This window comes from Rouxiella aceris, from assembly GCF_012933545.1.
Taxonomy (GTDB): domain Bacteria; phylum Pseudomonadota; class Gammaproteobacteria; order Enterobacterales; family Enterobacteriaceae; genus Rouxiella; species Rouxiella aceris.
The window spans coordinates 308,417-325,743 of sequence record NZ_JAADJU010000006.1 but is presented as its reverse complement, the minus strand read 5'-3'; the positions used below and the strand labels follow the sequence as shown (position 1 = coordinate 325,743).

Annotated in this window: 16 protein-coding genes and 2 pseudogenes; 6 read left to right on the top strand and 12 right to left on the bottom strand. The window is 50.0% G+C overall.

What is annotated here, in order from left to right; all coding sequences use genetic code 11:
- Positions 1-249: 249 nt before the first annotated feature.
- The 10 genes from GW590_RS13550 to GW590_RS13505 all read right to left on the bottom strand — a co-directional run bounded on the left by GW590_RS13550 (position 250) and on the right by GW590_RS13505 (position 8,936).
- Positions 250-588, bottom strand: a complete 339-nt coding sequence (locus GW590_RS13550; RefSeq protein ID WP_169403574.1) for a zinc ribbon domain-containing protein YjdM — start codon at positions 586-588, stop codon at positions 250-252.
- Positions 589-858: 270 nt separating this feature from the next.
- On the bottom strand, positions 859-1,416 hold the full coding sequence (locus GW590_RS13545; protein WP_169403573.1) for an RBBP9/YdeN family alpha/beta hydrolase: 558 nt from the start codon (positions 1,414-1,416) through the stop codon (positions 859-861).
- Positions 1,413-2,279 carry a triphosphoribosyl-dephospho-CoA synthase CitG gene (citG, locus tag GW590_RS13540; RefSeq protein ID WP_169403572.1) on the bottom strand — a complete coding sequence of 289 codons (867 nt, stop codon included), beginning with the start codon at positions 2,277-2,279 and terminating at the stop codon, positions 1,413-1,415. The genes GW590_RS13545 and citG overlap by 4 nt, the downstream gene beginning before the upstream one ends.
- Positions 2,257-2,796, bottom strand: coding sequence for a citrate lyase holo-[acyl-carrier protein] synthase (gene citX, locus GW590_RS13535; RefSeq protein ID WP_169403571.1), 540 nt, complete (start codon positions 2,794-2,796; stop codon positions 2,257-2,259). Before citX ends, citG begins: the two co-directional genes overlap by 23 nt.
- A 5-nt stretch (positions 2,797-2,801) precedes the next feature.
- Positions 2,802-4,325 carry a citrate lyase subunit alpha gene (gene citF / locus GW590_RS13530; RefSeq protein ID WP_169403570.1) on the bottom strand — a complete coding sequence of 508 codons (1,524 nt, stop codon included), beginning with the start codon at positions 4,323-4,325 and terminating at the stop codon, positions 2,802-2,804.
- Between the two features lie 27 nt (positions 4,326-4,352).
- Positions 4,353-5,228 (bottom strand): citrate (pro-3S)-lyase subunit beta, encoded by an 876-nt coding sequence (citE, locus tag GW590_RS13525; protein WP_169403569.1) that lies wholly within the window; start codon positions 5,226-5,228, stop codon positions 4,353-4,355.
- Positions 5,225-5,518: a citrate lyase acyl carrier protein gene (gene citD / locus GW590_RS13520; RefSeq protein WP_169403568.1), complete on the bottom strand. Its 294-nt coding sequence runs from the start codon at positions 5,516-5,518 to the stop codon at positions 5,225-5,227. The genes citE and citD overlap by 4 nt, the downstream gene beginning before the upstream one ends.
- 3 nt (positions 5,519-5,521) lie before the next feature.
- Positions 5,522-6,592 (bottom strand): [citrate (pro-3S)-lyase] ligase, encoded by a 1,071-nt coding sequence (citC, locus tag GW590_RS13515; protein WP_169403567.1) that lies wholly within the window; start codon positions 6,590-6,592, stop codon positions 5,522-5,524.
- A 47-nt stretch (positions 6,593-6,639) separates the two neighbouring features.
- Positions 6,640-7,527 carry a fumarylacetoacetate hydrolase family protein gene (locus tag GW590_RS13510; protein ID WP_169403566.1) on the bottom strand — a complete coding sequence of 296 codons (888 nt, stop codon included), beginning with the start codon at positions 7,525-7,527 and terminating at the stop codon, positions 6,640-6,642.
- A gap of 38 nt (positions 7,528-7,565) precedes the next feature.
- Positions 7,566-8,936 (bottom strand): 2-hydroxycarboxylate transporter family protein, encoded by a 1,371-nt coding sequence (locus tag GW590_RS13505; protein ID WP_169403565.1) that lies wholly within the window; start codon positions 8,934-8,936, stop codon positions 7,566-7,568.
- Between the two features lie 370 nt (positions 8,937-9,306).
- On the opposite strand from GW590_RS13505, the gene GW590_RS13500 reads away from it, so the two are divergent.
- The 5 genes from GW590_RS13500 to GW590_RS13480 all read left to right on the top strand — a co-directional run bounded on the left by GW590_RS13500 (position 9,307) and on the right by GW590_RS13480 (position 13,196).
- A complete protein-coding gene (locus GW590_RS13500) occupies positions 9,307-10,962 on the top strand; it encodes an ATP-binding protein (protein WP_169403564.1) in 1,656 nt (551 codons plus the stop codon).
- Complete coding sequence (locus GW590_RS13495) at positions 10,952-11,644, top strand: response regulator (protein ID WP_169403563.1); 693 nt, start codon at positions 10,952-10,954, stop codon at positions 11,642-11,644. The genes GW590_RS13500 and GW590_RS13495 overlap by 11 nt, the downstream gene beginning before the upstream one ends.
- Before the next feature lie 276 nt (positions 11,645-11,920).
- Positions 11,921-12,403 carry an Hcp family type VI secretion system effector gene (locus tag GW590_RS13490; protein WP_169403562.1) on the top strand — a complete coding sequence of 161 codons (483 nt, stop codon included), beginning with the start codon at positions 11,921-11,923 and terminating at the stop codon, positions 12,401-12,403.
- Between the two features lie 11 nt (positions 12,404-12,414).
- Positions 12,415-12,864, top strand: coding sequence for an STM2901 family protein (locus GW590_RS13485; protein ID WP_169403561.1), 450 nt, complete (start codon positions 12,415-12,417; stop codon positions 12,862-12,864).
- Complete coding sequence (locus GW590_RS13480; RefSeq protein WP_169403560.1) at positions 12,849-13,196, top strand: DUF1493 family protein; 348 nt, start codon at positions 12,849-12,851, stop codon at positions 13,194-13,196. The genes GW590_RS13485 and GW590_RS13480 overlap by 16 nt, the downstream gene beginning before the upstream one ends.
- A gap of 180 nt (positions 13,197-13,376) precedes the next feature.
- Here GW590_RS13480 and GW590_RS24545 read toward each other — a convergent pair.
- Together GW590_RS24545 and GW590_RS13470 are read right to left on the bottom strand one after the other, a co-directional pair.
- A pseudogene (locus GW590_RS24545) lies at positions 13,377-13,609 on the bottom strand (integrase); the annotation flags it as partial.
- A gap of 127 nt (positions 13,610-13,736) precedes the next feature.
- Positions 13,737-14,321 (bottom strand): annotated as a pseudogene (locus GW590_RS13470) (type IV toxin-antitoxin system AbiEi family antitoxin domain-containing protein); the annotation flags it as partial.
- Between the two features lie 247 nt (positions 14,322-14,568).
- Here GW590_RS13470 and mutS point away from each other — a divergent pair.
- Entirely contained in the window at positions 14,569-17,124 is a 2,556-nt protein-coding gene (gene mutS / locus GW590_RS13465) for a DNA mismatch repair protein MutS (protein WP_169403559.1), read from the top strand.
- The last annotated feature ends 203 nt before the right edge of the window (positions 17,125-17,327 follow it).

The following is a 17,327-nucleotide window of genomic DNA, read 5'->3' as shown; positions in this document are numbered from 1 at the left end:
TGGCCCCCATGGTAAAGCATTGTCAGATACGAACAAACAGGAAATTTTAAAGGAAATTAAACAAGCGAGAGAATTAGCCTGGCCCGGCGGACAGCAAAATGCCAACCATAAGGCTAACATCTGTGACCTACCCTACCCGACGCGCGACAACGAATAACGCGCGCGACAGGAAGGCAACCCGTAAAGGAAAGCTGAATAAAACGGGTTTATCCGCGGACAGTAATAAGCCCGTCCGCCGGGTAGCAGCTATCAGTTTTTCTTCACAAACTCTGATTTCAGCTTCATAGGGCCAAAACCGTCAATTTTACAATCGATATTGTGATCGCCTTCAACCAGACGAATACTTTTCACTTTGGTACCGATCTTGAGTGTTGAAGAGCTGCCTTTAACCTTAAGGTCTTTAATCACGGTCACGGCGTCGCCGTCAGCCAGCAGGTTGCCATTGGCATCACGGACCACCAGGCCTTCGTCCTCGGCGGCAGTAGCATTGGCCGCCCATTCATGTCCGCATTCAGGGCAGTTAAACTGCTCCCCTTCCTGCCAGGTAAATTCAGAACTGCATTTTGGGCAATGTGGTAATGATTGCACGCTAACCTCATAAAAATATTAATAAAAAAATTGAAAACCGCTAGAAATATAAGACCACACCAAGAGTCAGTGTACATTTTAGCTTTTTATGCGCTTTAAAAACAGCCCAAAGCCAGTGAGTGATGCACAAAAGGTACCCGGGATGGTGCACAAACAGCGTCACCCGCTGGCGGTATTGGGTTAGCGTAAGAGTAATAATCTGGCGATAAAAATGGCGGGATGGTTAAACAGGCGAGGTGCGATATCAGGGATCGGCAGACATCTCACCCTTTATTTTCTTGCTGGCAGGTGCTGAACAAATTCGGCAATACAATCCAGGGCATGCAACCACTCGCCAAACCCCGACTGGGCATTGATATGCCCGGCATCACCGACATCAATCAAAGGACAATTCCAGGCAGCAGACCAATATTTTGCCCGCGAGAAGTTCAGTAAAGGGTCACTGCGGCTGGCAAACATCAGCCCGGGAACAGACAAGGGTTCTGGCAGGATCTCATCTTCCAGCTCGAAGCGTTGCGGTTCGGCAGGGGCCACCAGCACAACACCAGCCACGCGCTGCGGATAACGTTGCGCAAAAGCCCACGAAGAAAGTGCACCAAAACTATGGCCAATCAGCAACACCGGGGGCGTTTGCCCTTCCAGCTCACGGCAAATTGCCAACATCCAGCCTTCCAGATCTGGCTGTTGCCAATCCCGCTGGCTAATACGCAGCCAATGGGGGAAGCGCCGTTGCCAGCAGCTTTGCCAATGCTCGGCGACGCTGTCCTGAATGCCGGGGACCAGCACGACTGGGTAGTGTTCCAGCAGCGAGAAATCATGGTTGCTCATGCCGGGAAATTCGCCAGCACACAGGTGATAGCCAGTAAATCTGCGCTGCCCCCCGGACTGAGATTGCGGGCAATACAGGCATTATCCAGTTGTACCAGATCCGCATCCCGCCACTCCCCGGCCAATAATTGCCGAGCCTGGGTCTGCACAAACTGTAATCCCGCGATCCCACCGCGAGAAACTACATTGGTGTCAGGATTATGAGCCATAAGCACCAGCAGACAATGCAATAACCGTCGGCGTGGTGCCACCCCGGCGGCGGTTAATTGCTCCCAGGCTGGCAACGCATAATCATATACGGTACGAAAACCGCTGGCCGCTTCACCTCGCGCGCCTGTCAGACCATAGCGAACAAATAACCGCTCTCCCACCGTGCTCGGCTCGCGACAATCTTGCAATTCACGTTCAACCAGGCGCGCGCACATCGCCGCCACCTCATCACACAGTGCACGGCGGCCGACTGCCGCACCGCGACCGCGCAATCGCCCCAAGGCACAGCACAGCAACCCCAGCGAAAAAATCCCGCCTTTATGGGTGTTGACGCCAGCGGTGGCTGCATACATGGCCTGTTCGCAAGCCATGCCGGTTGGGCGGATGCGTGGCAGCATATCGCTGGCAGGCACATCGCAATCGCGCATACCCAACGACTCAAAGCGGCTAAACCAGGGGGTTAGCGCCTGGATGCTGCGCAGAAACAGCGGCAAATCCATATCACGATGCGCGCCGTTGTTCTGTCCGTCAACCAACCCCGGTTTGGGGGTCAATTGCACTTCCTCCACTAATGCCTGAACCACCAGCGAGGCCATAAGCGACGGTGGAGAAAGTTCATCGGCATAAGACTTAACGGGGGATAAAGTAGCCATCGATCAGATCCTCTATTTTCTCGATAATCTGCGGCAAAGGGTGCTGCCGGGAACGTGCGCAGGCGTGCGCAGGCTGTTCGCACAGCAAGCAGTGACGCGCGGCCTGATCCAGCGAACGGCGGCCAATAATGCCCTCTTGCTGGCTCAATACATCAATGTCCCACAAACGCCCGAGCGCATGGGCCTGTTCCAATGCCACGGTGGCCGCTTTAAGCTCCGCCGCGCCATGCGCCACTGCCCAGAAGGCTTCCGGCCCGGTGGCCAGCCAGAACACCTCATGCGCCAGCACCGGCCAGTGGCGTTGCTGTAACAGTTGGTGGCAGGACGCAATAGCCTCTTGCATCGACAATCGATAACGCGGTGAATCCTTCACCTCGCCAGGCGTCACCAATGTCAGCGAAACCAATGCCCCTTGATAACTATTCAGCCAACGGTTTTGCCGGGCTGCGCGGCGCTCCTTCGCCGCTAACAGCTGTTCCAGCCCTACCGTAGCCTGTTCAGGCAACGTCATACTCACTCTGGTTATGCCTCTTTGATCTGACGTACGACATCGATAACACTGCCATCACGGTAGCGGATCACGGCAATAATGCGTTCGGCAAACTCAATCGGGCTTGGCTTACCGGCAATGTCCACGGCCCGCTGGTAGAGTTGTTCAATATCTACCACCGGCAATCCGGCGTTAAGCAAACGTTCGCGAACCTCAGGACGTGCCGGATTTACCGCGATCCCCTGGTCAGTCACCACCACATCCACGCTGCTGCCGGGGGTAACCAGGGTGGTGACCTGGTGTACCACAGTAGGAATGCGGCTGCGCAGTAACGGTGCCACTACAATAGTCAGGTTGGCTGCGGCGGCGACATCACAATGTCCGCCCGAAGCACCACGTATTACGCCATCCGAACCGGTGATGACGTTGACATTGAAATTGACGTCCACTTCCAGCGCGCTGAGGATAACCACATCCAACTGGTCACAGCATGCCGCCTTGGCCCCGGGGTTGGCATAGACGTTAGTGGAAATTTCAATATGATTGGGGTTACGCGCCAGGGATGCCGCGGCCTGTCCATCAAAACACTGGGTATCCAGCAGTTTTTCGATCAGACCTTTTTCATGCAGATCGACCATGCTGCCGGTGATCCCACCCAGAGCGAAACGGGCGACGATATTGCGTCGTTGCATTTTTTCTTCAAGGAAACGAGTACAGGCCGTCGCCGAGGCACCGGATCCGGTTTGTATCGAGAAGCCATTAACAAAATAGCCTGAATGTTCAATCACCTCGGCCGCATTCCGGGCGATCAGTAGTTCACGGGGATTACTGGTAACCCGCGCCGCGCCAACGCTGATTTTGGCCGGATCGCCGACGCGATCCACCTTGACGATATAGTCCACCTGATCCTGCACCAGACTGGCTGGCATATTGGGGAACGGCACCAGTTCTTCGGTCAGCAACACCACTTTATGGGCAAAGTGCGCGTCGACCATGGCATAACCTAGCGATCCGCAGCAGGATTTCCCTTGTTGCCCATTGGCGTTGCCAAATTCATCACTGACCGGAACGCCGAGAAAGGCGACATCAATCTTCAGTTCGCCATCCTGCAACAATTTAACCCGACCACCATGTGAATGGATCTGGATCGGCTCTTCCATCAGGCCGTGAGAAATCTCTTCGGCCAGTTTGCCACGCATCCCCGAAGTATAAATACGGGTGATCACCCCGGCGCGGATCGGCTCGATCAACTGGTCGTTACAGGTCATTAATGAGCTGGATGCCAGCGTAAGATTTTTAAATCCCAGACGCATCAAGGTATGCACGACTTCATTAATGATCACATCCCCTTCACGAAACGCGTGGTGAAACGAGATGGTCATGCCGTCGCGCAGGCCGCTGCGTTCAATGGCCTGTTCAATGTTGTCACACAGTTTACGCTGGTGCTTTGCCTGCACATCTGCCAGCCACGGCGTCTGGGTATTGGCGGCGGTAAAAGGGATCAAGTGCTGGAGATGGTGATATTGACCATGCAGACTTTCTGTTTTGTTATTCATCATAGGATCCTGTCATCATGGAAAATATTAACGGCGAACGCCGGAAGCCTGAGCACGATTAATCACCACTTGCGCATGGTTGATGATCGGTCCATCAATCATCTTGCCGTTCAGTGAAATAACGCCCAGCCCTTTGCGCTCACCTTCTTGCGCAGCACGGATCACGCGGTGGGCATAGTCCACCTCCTCCTGGGTTGGCGCATAAGCATTGTGCAACAGCTCAATCTGCCGAGGGTTAATTAACGATTTGCCGTTAAAGCCCAGTTTGCGGACCAAATCGACCTCTTTCAGGAAACCGGCCTCATCGTTAATGTCTGGCCATACCACATCAAAAGCATCAATACCGGCAGCGCGGGCAGCATGCAACACGGCGCAGCGAGCATAAAAAAGTTCAGTGCCGTCACCGCGTTCGGTTTGCATATCCATCACATAGTCGAAGGCCGCCAGGGCAATACCAATCAAACGAGGTGAACAGCGGGCAATAGCCACGGCATTGATCACGCCAATCGCCGATTCGATGGCGGCCATGGTGCGAGTGGATCCCACTTCACGACCACAGGCTTTCTCAATGCGCTCGATATGCGCTTCCAGCTCATAAATATCTTCCGGAGTATCGGTTTTTGGCAAACGCACCACATCGGCACCGGCACGGACTACCGCTTCCAGATCCTGTAAACCAAAAGGGGTATTCAGCGGGTTGATACGCACGACTTTTTCGATATCGCGGTACATAGGGTGTTGTAAAGCGTGGAAGACCAGCACGCGGGCACTGTCTTTTTCACGCAGTGAGACGGCATCTTCCAGGTCAAACATAATGGAGTCAGGGCGGTAGATAAACGCGGTAGAAAGCATTGCGGCATTAGCGCCTGGCAGAAATAACATACTGCGACGTAATTTGCTCATGACAGTTGCTCCCAGGCGACATTTTCAACCCCGGCGGCACGCAGCACCGCACTTTGTACTCTGGCGCGGATCACACAATCCAACGCCCCTTTGTCATCGACAATGATCAGCCCTTCGGTGATATGCATTGCCGCCAGTGTTTCATCAATCACTCGGCGGATTTGCGCGCCAAATTGCTGCATAACTTCGCTATTTAGTACCACGTTAAGTTCCGCCTCCGCGGGGAGAACCTTGACCAATAAGTCACTGGACTCAAAAGTACCCGCCAAGGCTTCCTGTACAATTTTCATCGTTTACTGTCCTGATTGAATAAGAAATTTGTCTGCCGATACCGCCGGCATATGCATTTTCAGATGCATCAACGTACTGCCGGGAACGCGCTGTGCCAGCGCTGCCAGGCATGGGTTGGTTAAGAGCGCTCGCACCTCGGAAGCCGAAATGGCCCGACCATTGGCGTGACATTTTCGCGGGATCTCCACCACCTCAATCCGTGGTGAAGAGGCGCTGTCAGCTGTCGCCAACCAGGTGTACATATCCTGGTTGTACTGGTGGGTTAACGGGCAAAAAGGCTCGCTACCGACAAAGCGATGGGTGATGCCCAGCGCCGGTGCGATGTAATTACGAAAAATAAGCAGATCGATAGCACCCCAGGTTTGATTAACCAGTTTGCTATCTTTAAGGAAATAGGCCGGGAAGGTGGCATGGGATATCAGATATTCTGATCCTGAGTGCACCGTGACATTGGATAAATGCGCGACACCCTGGCGAACCATCGCCAATCGCTCAGTAAACGGAAATAACGACACATCCTCGCGCACCACAAAAAGATGCAGCCAGTCACAGGCTGCCGCGGCTTGTTCCGCCAGATAAAGATGCCCCAGCGTAAAGGGATTGGCATTCATCACTACACCGCCAATTTTGCTGCCGGGCCGGTAATAGGGCTGCAGGCTGCGGCAATAACGCTGAATGCCCACCGGGGTATTTTCCATCAGCACCGCCACATCGTCCCACTGTGCCAACGGGTAAAAACCACAGCCTTTAAAACAGGCAATGTTATACGGGCGCGTATAGAGAAAGAGGTGGAAATGCCCTAATTGCATGGCTAACTGTTCCACTTCCCCCACTAAACGGGCACTGAGGTTGTCACCACGATGTTGCGCCACAACAGTGACGCATTTGATGGTATTACCAGCCAGGCCCGCACACCCCAGCCATTCCCCACCTTGCTGAGCAACCACAAAATGTGTGATATCCGGATCGATGCCCAGCCCGGCGCTTTGTAGCAAGTGCCGTAAAGCCGGCACCATATCCGGGTTTTCAGCGACATCAATAACAGCAAATTCTGCGGATTCCTGGCTGTACATAAAGGGTTTCCTGGACCAATTACTGACACACATATCAACTGACAGTGCTAGCAGGCAGTTGCATGAGCAATCGCGGAAATAGCGCGATTTCCCGACAACGGCATTTCCACAATTTGATTACGCAAATGACCGATGCGCTCAATTTCCACTTCAATGCAATCGCCGTCTTTCATAAAAAGTGGCGGATTACGTTTTTTGCCGACGCCACCCGGAGAACCGGTAATAATCACATCACCCGCATGTAAACAGGTAAAGGTGGAAATATATTCAATCAGCTCGGCCACCTTGTGGATCATGCTGGCGGTATTATCCTCCTGGACCATACGGCCATTGAGCCAGGTACGAATACTTAGCGCATGAGGATCGGGCACCTCATCAGTGGTGGTGAGATAGGGGCCAAAGGCACCGGTACACTGCCAGTTTTTCCCGGCAGTAAACCAGCTGTGTTGCCAGTCGCGGGCAGATCCATCCATATAGCAGCTATAACCGGCAACATGGGACAACGCCGTCGCCGCAGCGATATCCTGCCCGCCTTTACCGATAATTACCGCCAACTCGCCCTCATAATCGAACTGCGATGAAGGCCCGGGTTTAATGACTGCTGTTTCATGCCCGGTTTGCGAGTCGGGAAAGCGAACAAACAGCGTAGGTGCCGGGTCGGTCTGCTCAAACTCACGGCGTTTTTCTGCATAGTTCATACCGACACAGAGGATCTTTTCCGGATGCTCAATCACCGGCAGCCAGATAACATCGGCCGGAGAGACATCAGGGGTCAGATGGCATAAGGCTTCAGCCTGAGGTAACGCATTACCGGCTAATAGCGCCTTGAGATCGGGATAACGGGCGCCCAGTCGTGTGCCGAGATCAATAACCCCAGTAGGGGTAACGATGCCGTAACTTTTACGGTTGTTATAAAGGTAACTTGCAAGTTTCATGGTGATTTAATCCTAATTAATTCTTTTACAGCAATGGGTTACAGCAGGAAATTACCCAAAAACAACAACCCGGCAGAAACATTGATCGCCCCGCCAATACGGGTGGCAATTTGCGCAAACGGCATCAGCATCATGCGATTGCCGGCAGTAAGAATGGCCACATCTCCGGTACCGCCCTGCCCGCTCTGGCAACAGGAAACAATCGCCACATCAATGGGGTTCATGCCGATTTTTTTGCCCACAAAGAATCCCGTCAACACCAGGGAACCGACTGAACTGATGATCACTAACAGATTGGAAAGGGTAAAAGCATTAACCAACTCCTGCCATGGGGTGATGGCCACGCCCACTGCAAAAAGGATTGGGAAAGTGACTGCCGTCTGGAAGAATTTGTAAACCACTTGCGACCCTTCCAGCATGCGAGGAGAAACCGCATTAACCAGCTTGAGCAACACGGCAACAAACAACATGCCAACCGGTGCAGGCAAACCAATCAGCCGATATCCCAACATGCCGACCATGTACAGCAACACTGCCAGCAATGCGCCAGTGGCAATGGTGGTAACATCCGTTTTACCGCTGAACGCTTGTGTAAGACCGCTGTCTTGCGGAGTGACCTCTCCTGCTTTTTGCCGGATAAGATTGCCTTCACCGGTAAGATGGGGATAACGCTTGCCCAAACGATTTAAACAGCCAGAAATCACGATAGCGGTTAATCCGCCGAGCATCACGATAGGTAAAATACGCCCCAATACCACGCCCTGCTCCATATGCAATAACGCGGCATAACCCAGGGATAATGGAATGGCGCCTTCGCCGACACCGCCGGCCATAATCGGCAGGATCAGGAAAAAGAAAATCTGAAAGGGTTCCATCCCCAATGCCAGGCCCACGCCCATTCCCACCAACATTCCCACGACTTCGCCACATAACATCGGGAAAAATATCCGTAAGAAACCTTGAATAAGCGTTTGGCGATTCATACTCATAATGCTGCCGACGATAATGCAGCAAATATAAAGATAAAGAATATTGGTCGATTTAAAAAATTGCGTTGTCGAAGTTACTACCACTGTCGGTAACAGGCCATAATGTACCAACGCCGAAGGGATAAAGGTTGCGCAAATAGCCGCCGCCCCCATTTTACCGATAATTGGCAGGCGTTTACCAAACTCACCGCAGGCAAAACCAAAAAACGCCAGGGTGGCAACCATTACCACTATATCATTGGGCAACTTACCGTTGAGGCAATCAATTGCGATTAATACACCGGCAAGAATAAATAAAGGTAGCGGTATTATCCCCACTTTCCAATTATCTAAAACATGCCACCAACGTTCTTTCAGCGGAATCTCTTGCTGATTAAAACGAACACTGGCGGGGATCTGTGAATCATCTGTTGTACTCATAATAATCCTCCTGTCATTTGAGTAGAAATAATAGGAGGAAAGACTTAATGCGTAATGTGACGACACACAAATTAAAACTCCTAATTTAAAGGAGATTAAGGTGTTTATGGTTTATTCATTAAATCCTAAACAACACCAAAGCAATTAATTAACAATTCGCGGTTTTTATGGTTTTTAAGGTGATTATGGTTTCTATTAACCCGCTCTTCAGACAGAGTCATACCGAGCTTACAAGCAATTAATTTACCAATAATCCTAATCAGCAAAAAATCTCTTTGTGCTGCATGTCAAAAATTTTATCTGCCGGACGCACATATTTCCCTACTTATGATAACGTCAATCATTGATAGCCGTTTCTTATGATTCAATCATGTTAAATAGAATAACGTTCCACTTTAAACTCTTTATTTTTCTGATTTTTTTCTCCTCGCTGCTGCTGACACTCATCGGGTACTATTACTATTATGAGCTGAATAATCAGCTGTATAGCGAGATTGGCCTGCACGCCAAAATACAAGCGAAGGACATTGCCATGTTTCCTTCATTGATCAACGCCGTTGAACAGCAGGACAATCAGGCCATTGCCGAAATCATGGCTCCCCTGGCGCAAAACAGTGATGCCAGTTACCTGGTGGTGGGCAATCCGCAAGGTATGCATCTTTACCATTCGCTCAGCCCGGAAAAAGTCGGGGAACAGATGGTCGGCGGTGACAACCAGGAGGTGCTGGCAGGTAAAACCATTATTACCGTACGTACAGGTGCCACCGGTATCTCGTTACGAGGTAAAGCACCGATCCTTGACCAACATAATAACGTTATCGGTATTGTGTCTGTCGGCTACCTTAAAAGCCACCTAGACCATATCAGCAGCAGCAAATTACTCAAGATTGCCTTGGCTGCGCTGTTACTGATGAGCGCCTTGTTTGTCTTTTCCTGGTGGTTTGCCCGTCATATCAAAAAACAGATGTTTTCGCTGGAGCCAAGAGAAATCGGCTTACTGGTTCGTCAGCAAAAAGCCCTGCTGGAATCCATTTATGAAGGCGTTATTGCTATTGATCAACAGTGTCGGATTGTGGTGATCAATCAAGCGGCAAAGAATCTACTGGCCCTGACGCAATCTTCGCGGGAATTACGTGGGCAACCTTTAAATAAGGTTATCCAGACAGTCACCTTTTTTAATCACCAAAAAATGCACGCTACGGATACTCATGATGAAATTTGCCAATTCAATCATCTGACCGTGATCGCCAGCCGGGTGCGTATTTTTCTCGAAGGGGAATTACAAGGTTGGGTGATCAGTTTTCGCGATCGCAACGACATTACCGAGCTGACCGCACAGTTAACCCAGGTGAAGCGCTACGCCGATAATTTACGCATTCTGCGCCATGAACAATTGAACTGGACCGCCACCCTTGCCGGGCTGCTGTATCTGAAACGTTTTGATGAGGCGATTCATTATATTGAGGCACAATCAGAACATACCCAGGAAACACTGGATTTTATTTCGGCCCGTTTTTGTTCCGGCCCCCTTTGCGGCCTGTTGTTGGGCAAATATGCCAGCGCGCGCGAAAAAGGCGTACAGCTGCAGTTTGACCCCGCCTGCCAACTGCAACAAATTCCCGCGCAGATGCCGGAAACCGAATTAATGTCGGTGATCGGCAACTTGCTGGACAATGCTGTGGAAGCCACATTGCAACGCGCGGGAGTGCATCATCCCGTGAGCCTCTATGTGGTCGCCAACCAACGGGAGTTAGTCATTGAGGTGGCTGACCTGGGGATCGGTATTAATGATAAATTACGCGATAACCTGTTTGAACAGGGCGTTACCTCAAAAACCAGCGGCGACCACGGTTTGGGTTTACATTTGGTGGAAACCTACGTGACCCGTGCCGGCGGGACGATTGAAATTTCGATAAATCAGCCGTATGGTACTGTTTTTAGTGTTTTTATTCCCTGTCCGCCAACAGATTGTATTACTACATCCTCCCTTTTAGCCAACCTGGAACACGCTGACCATGCAACCTGAAATTTTTGACGTACTCATTGTTGAAGATGAAAGCCAGTTGGCGCGTCTTTATGCCGATTTAATCCATCAGCATCCGCAACTGCGGCTGTTTGCCAGTGCCACCACCTTGAGTGAAGCCAAGGCGTTTTTACGCCAATGTCCGCCCAAGCTTGTGCTGCTGGACAATTATCTGCCCGATGGCAAAGGCATTTCACTGATTGAAAGCGAGCTATTAAAGGGGCTGGATTGCTCGGTGATTTTTATTACTGCCGCCAGTGATATGGATACCTGTAGTCAGGCTATTCGCTGTGGCGCCTTTGACTATATTCTCAAACCGGTTTCATGGAAGCGCCTGCGCCAGTCGCTGGAGAGATTTGTCCAATTTGCCAACACTCAGCGCACCTTTAAAGTGGTTGATCAGCAAAACGTGGATATTCTTTATCAATTGCAGTCGAAAAATTTCAATGATGAAGGCGGCAATAAAGGTATTGAAGAAAATACCCTGAGCCTGATACGGGAGATTTTTGCCAGCGAGCAACAGCAATACTTTTCCGTCGACGAGGTGGTGCAACACACCGGACTAAGTAAAACCACTATTCGCCGTTATCTGGAACATTTACTGGATATTGGCACGCTCAGTGTTGAAATGCGTTACGGAAAAATTGGTCATCCTCGCCGCCTGTATCGCCGCACAGAGAGATAATAACGGGAATATCATTGGAGCTCACAGCCAGGCGCAGAGTAAGGTTAAATATATTTTAGCCATTTATGTAAATATGCCACTGGCCTCCCGCCCATTAAATGCCGACAGAGAGTAGTCATATTGACTATACCGAGGGCAATGGATAGTTCGCTTTATTAATTAAATTTTAAGTATCGTTTATTATATCCATTTTTAGTGATTCGATTATTTACTCGCCAGAGCAGAATAGCTACACTCGCCTTATGGAGTTTGATCACAACATAAGGAAATGAGAAAATGGCAATTCCAGGTAATATGTGGATTTACGATGATGGTGGTGCACTCATTAAAGGCGGCTGTGATGTTGAAGACAGGGAATTCAGTATAGAGTTTAAAGGGTTTCACCATAATCTTTCCATTCCCACTGATAACGCTACTGGCAAGCCTACCGGCACTCGTCAGCACTCACCAATGATTATCGTTAAAGAATTCGACTATTCCAGCCCATATCTATACAAAGCAGTTGCTACTGGTCAGAACCTGAAATCTGCTGAGATCAAGTGGTACAAAATCAACGATGCAGGTCAGGAAGTAGAATACTTCAACATGCTGCTTGAAAGTGTTCGGATTGTATCAATATCCCCAACAATGGCTTCCCCAGAAGACAATAACAACAACCACCTTGAATCTGTTGAGCTAAGGTATGAGAAGATCACCTGGAAACATTGTGACGGGAATATAATTTTTACCGATGCCTGGAATGAGCGACAAACAGCATAATAGGTGATCGAATGGATACGACAGAAGAACTAAACGGAACTTACTTTTATCACGGACAATCCAACCTTTCGGCTGGTGAACTTTTTGATGTCATTTTCCTTGAACAATTTTGTGACGAGCTTGGCATAGGTATTGAATCAGGTGCCGCTATCCTCGCCGGGCAACCTTGGCTAAAAACTCGTCAAAAACCAAGAGATGCACAAGCGGGAACAAGTGTCATTTCCAAATATGCTAGAATCCTTTTGAGAAATGCGCGAGTTCCTTTTGGTATAAGGATTCCTACTCCTGTTGGAGTCAGAATACAACCAACCAATAAACTTGCTGCTGTTATAGCTCGCTATGTTCCGTGGTTAGGTTGGATAGGTCTTGTAAATTCAATTTATCAAGTGTCAAGGAAAACACAAAATAAATATAATTTAATAGCTCGTCCACAAGATCGAATACAATGGACCTCTTTTTAATGAACACCATTCAAGACAAAGTCTTAAAACTATTCAGAGAACAGATCCCAGGATATTTAGATAAGCATTGGAAAGAGATCCCTCTTGAACTAGACTCAGACCTGTTTGATTCGCCAAGTGATGATCTTTCTGATGCTATTGAGGAATATCAAAAAGAGTTTGGTATTGATTTGTCAAATGTCGCTTGGTCTTGTTACTTTCCGTGGGAAAATACACCATTACTAACAAGATGGTTCAAAGTAAAGCGAGAAGATGTAGAAAAAAATCGAAAGATTTTAACCGTTAAGATGTTTGCAGAATCAGCGAAAGCGGGAAAATGGCTTTATGACTAATACAAATATATCGAATTATTAAGAGGTAAATTATTATGAAATTTGTTAATAAGTTAGAGTTAAACACAGTAAATCTCATATATTTTACTAAATAAAGATAAATAACAAATAATGGCTAATTTAACTATCTAAGTGCAAAGGGATTTAGAATTTAACATTGAATTTCAATGAAAACTTTTTTTCGGACACATTTCCGACTTTTGATTTGATAACTGAGCTTGGTTTTTTCCCTTCCGTAACATTACGATCACCGGAAGATACTCTTCGCTGGGTCACATACGTTTTTTTCGTCACACTGACTTTCACCCCGAAGCCTACGAGATAAGCTCTGTGGTCATCGAAAACAATGTATGGTTTTTGATCTGGATATGCTTCAAAAACGACTTTGCTGAACCATTAAGAATAGGCTTCATATCAACACTTAACTTGTTGATAATAAATGACTGACTGAGTGTTATTTTTAATGGGTTACCACCGTTTGTAGTACCGCCGAAATGCCAGCCTGTTGTTGCAGTATTTTGACGATAATAAGGTGATTGCTTATCCATGTGAGGTCCCTCTGCTAACAAAACTCTCTGGAACAGTGATCTGATATTTTTGATCCAGCTTGCCACCCGATACGATCTGTCGTTTCCCGGCCCCTAAATCAATGCTGGCTTTATTTATTCGCTTAACCCATGCATGAGCATAGTGATCGGCCAGAAACAGGTAAAGGCGGTTAGTTTTCACTGCGCGACTGGATTGCATCAACACTTCGACTTTACGTGGACTCAGGTTTACCAGCCCCTGAAACAGCTCCGCAGCGTGCTCAAATGAAAGCGAACCAGGCACCGAGTTAGCAATCTCGTAAGCAGCTAATTCCGGTACACCCGCTTTCAACCGTTCACCCTTAATTTCTACCTCTGTCAGATACTTTTCGTCATGCATATTGAGCTTCTGATTAGAAAGTAAAAACCACTCGGCATTGGGAAATTCTTTGAACCACTTTGGTAATGAAGCTTTGTCTTCCACGCAAAGCCAAATTGCCTGGCCCGTTAAGTGAAGATAATGAGAGCGTCCCTGCCAGGTCAAGCTAGTAAGCCCCGCCAGATGCACAGAAACCCCCAGCTGATTTTGCAAACTCATTCTCTCCTAAGGTACGACGAAATTCCTTTTTCCGAGATACCTCCAATTTTTACCTGTGACAGCTTATTGCTCACTGGGCTAGTATAGGGGCAGAAACAAGCCTTGGCCCATTGTGTGACATTTTACCTCCCAAGCCTCTGTTTTCTTCCTGTTTGTTGGTGATTTTTAGTGAGACAACGTGACACCAGATGATGACAATGAAAATCACAATACATTTTAAATTCAATGGATTGGAAACGGTAACTTTATGACTAGCACCGAAAATTTCGATGCCCATACCCCAATGATGCAGCAGTATCTGCGTCTTAAAGCGCAGAATCCTGAAATCCTGATGTTCTATCGTATGGGCGACTTTTATGAGTTGTTCTACGACGATGCCAGGAAAGCCTCGCAGCTGCTGGATATCTCGCTCACCAAACGGGGGGCATCTGCCGGTGAACCTATTCCCATGGCCGGGGTGCCCTACCATGCTGTCGAAGGCTATCTGGCCAAGCTGGTCCATCTGGGTGAATCGGTGGCCATCTGCGAACAAATCGGCGATCCAGCGCTAAGCAAAGGCCCGGTGGAACGTAAAGTGGTGCGCATTGTCACCCCCGGAACCGTCAGCGACGAAGCGCTGCTCAGCGAAAGGCAGGACAACCTGCTGGCCGCGATCTGGCAGGACGGCCAGGGCTTTGGTTATGCCACTCTAGATATCAGTTCCGGACGTTTTCGCGTAGCGCAGCCGACAGATCTTGAAACCATGGCGGCGGAGATCCAACGCACCAATCCCGCCGAGCTGCTCTACCCTGAAAGCTTTGCCTCTATGGCGCTGATCGATAACCGTCGCGGTTTACGTCGTCGACCAATGTGGGAATTTGAGCTGGAAACAGCCCGCCAGCAGCTCAATCTGCAATTTGGTACCCGCGATCTCAGCGGTTTTGGCGTTGAGCAGGCAACCCAGGCGCTGCGCGCCGCTGGCTGTCTGCTGCAATATGTCAAAGATACCCAGCGCACGGCACTGCCGCATATTCGCGGCCTGACCATGGAACGCCAGCAGGACGGCATCATTATGGATGCCGCCACCCGTCGCAATCTCGAGCTGACACAAAACCTGTCCGGCGGCGTCGAAAATACGCTGGCGGCGATCCTCGATCAATGCGTCACGCCTATGGGCAGCCGTATGCTCAAACGCTGGATCCATATGCCGACCCGCGATTTTGCCATGCTTAATCATCGCCAGCAGGCGGTGGGGTCATTGCAGGAGATCAGCCAGGATATTCAACCGGTGCTGCGCCAGGTGGGGGATCTCGAACGTATTCTTGCTCGTCTGGCACTGCGCACTGCGCGGCCGCGCGATCTGGCACGCATGCGCCATGCGCTGCAGCAACTGCCGGAACTGCGGGCATTGCTACAACCGATTGAAGTCACGCATATTCAGTCACTGGTCAGCCAGGCTGGCGAGTTTGACGAACTGATCGCCCTGCTCGAACGGGCAGTGATTGAATCGCCGCCGGTGCTGGTGCGCGATGGTGGGGTGATTGCCCCAGGCTATAACGCTGAACTCGACGAATGGCGAGCCCTGGCCGACGGTGCTACCGACTATCTTGACCAGTTGGAAATACGCGAGCGAGAAAAGCTGGGTCTGGATACGCTGAAAGTCGGCTTTAACGGTGTGCATGGCTATTATATTCAGATTAGCCGCGGGCAAAGCCATCTGGCACCGATTCATTATGTTCGCCGTCAGACGCTTAAAAACGCAGAACGCTATATCATTCCCGAGCTGAAAGAGTACGAAGACAAGGTGCTGACCTCAAAAGGAAAAGCCTTGTCGCTGGAAAAAGCGCTGTATGAAGAGCTGTTTGATTTACTCATGCCGCATCTTCCGGCACTGCAACAAAGCGCCAGCGCTCTTGCTGAGCTGGATGTGTTAAATACCCTGGCCGAACGCGCCTATACCCTGAACTATTGCTGTCCAACACTCAGTGAAAAACCGGGTATCTCCATTGTCGGTGGTCGCCATCCGGTGGTTGAGCAGGTATTGAGTGAACCCTTTATCTCCAACCCGCTGGTGATGTCCCCGCAACGCCGTATGCTGATTATTACCGGTCCAAATATGGGTGGTAAGAGCACCTATATGCGTCAGGCGGCGTTAATCGCGCTGATGGCGCATATTGGCAGCTATGTCCCGGCCGAGCAGGCAACGCTGGGGCCGATTGACCGTATTTTCACTCGCGTCGGTGCGGCGGATGATTTGGCTTCGGGTCGCTCGACCTTTATGGTGGAAATGACCGAAACCGCCAATATCCTGCATAACGCCACGGAAAATAGCCTGGTACTGATGGACGAGATTGGCCGTGGTACCTCGACTTATGACGGTCTGTCATTAGCCTGGGCCTGCGCGGAGAACCTGACCAGCCGTATCAAGGCCATGACCTTGTTTGCCACCCACTATTTTGAGCTAACCACCCTGCCCGAGAAAATGGAAGGCGCCGTCAACGTCCACCTTGATGCTATCGAGCACGGTGATACCATCGCCTTTATGCACAGTGTTCAGGAAGGTGCCGCCAGCAAGAGTTATGGCCTGGCCGTTGCTGCACTGGCCGGTGTGCCGCGTGATGTCATTAAACGGGCACGACAAAAACTCAAAGAGCTGGAGACGCTGTCAAATAATGCCGCTGCCAGCAAGGTTGATGGACCGCAGTTGCCATTATTGAGTGAAGAGGTGTCACCGGCCGTCGAAGCGCTGGAAGCACTGGATGCCGACTCATTGTCGCCAAGACAGGCGCTGGAATGGATTTATCGCCTTAAGACGATGATCTAGCGGCTCGCATTACTTGCCATAAGCAGATATAAAAAAAAGGTGGAGTTTTTACACTCCACCTTCAGACTGCTGACAAAGTTCGTTATTAGGGAGAGTGCACCGTTGGGGTCGTAGCGGGCTTGCCCGCCGGAGCGCCCCTGGGTGTGCTATGCCCGGGTATCTCGATCATCAAGACGACTTTGTCATCAAACTCAGGTGGAGTT

Coding starts and splice junctions, on each gene's coding strand:
- GW590_RS13545 (WP_169403573.1), bottom strand. CDS start 1,416: ATGAGCAACCATGATTTCTCGCTGCTGGAACACTACCCAGTCGTGCTG.
- citG (WP_169403572.1), bottom strand. CDS start 2,279: ATGGCTACTTTATCCCCCGTTAAGTCTTATGCCGATGAACTTTCTCCA.
- citF (WP_169403570.1), bottom strand. CDS start 4,325: ATGAATAACAAAACAGAAAGTCTGCATGGTCAATATCACCATCTCCAG.
- citE (WP_169403569.1), bottom strand. CDS start 5,228: ATGAGCAAATTACGTCGCAGTATGTTATTTCTGCCAGGCGCTAATGCC.
- citD (WP_169403568.1), bottom strand. CDS start 5,518: ATGAAAATTGTACAGGAAGCCTTGGCGGGTACTTTTGAGTCCAGTGAC.
- citC (WP_169403567.1), bottom strand. CDS start 6,592: ATGTACAGCCAGGAATCCGCAGAATTTGCTGTTATTGATGTCGCTGAA.
- GW590_RS13510 (WP_169403566.1), bottom strand. CDS start 7,527: ATGAAACTTGCAAGTTACCTTTATAACAACCGTAAAAGTTACGGCATC.
- GW590_RS13505 (WP_169403565.1), bottom strand. CDS start 8,936: ATGAGTACAACAGATGATTCACAGATCCCCGCCAGTGTTCGTTTTAAT.
- GW590_RS13500 (WP_169403564.1), top strand. CDS start 9,307: ATGTTAAATAGAATAACGTTCCACTTTAAACTCTTTATTTTTCTGATT.
- GW590_RS13495 (WP_169403563.1), top strand. CDS start 10,952: ATGCAACCTGAAATTTTTGACGTACTCATTGTTGAAGATGAAAGCCAG.
- GW590_RS13490 (WP_169403562.1), top strand. CDS start 11,921: ATGGCAATTCCAGGTAATATGTGGATTTACGATGATGGTGGTGCACTC.
- GW590_RS13485 (WP_169403561.1), top strand. CDS start 12,415: ATGGATACGACAGAAGAACTAAACGGAACTTACTTTTATCACGGACAA.
- GW590_RS13480 (WP_169403560.1), top strand. CDS start 12,849: ATGGACCTCTTTTTAATGAACACCATTCAAGACAAAGTCTTAAAACTA.
- mutS (WP_169403559.1), top strand. CDS start 14,569: ATGACTAGCACCGAAAATTTCGATGCCCATACCCCAATGATGCAGCAG.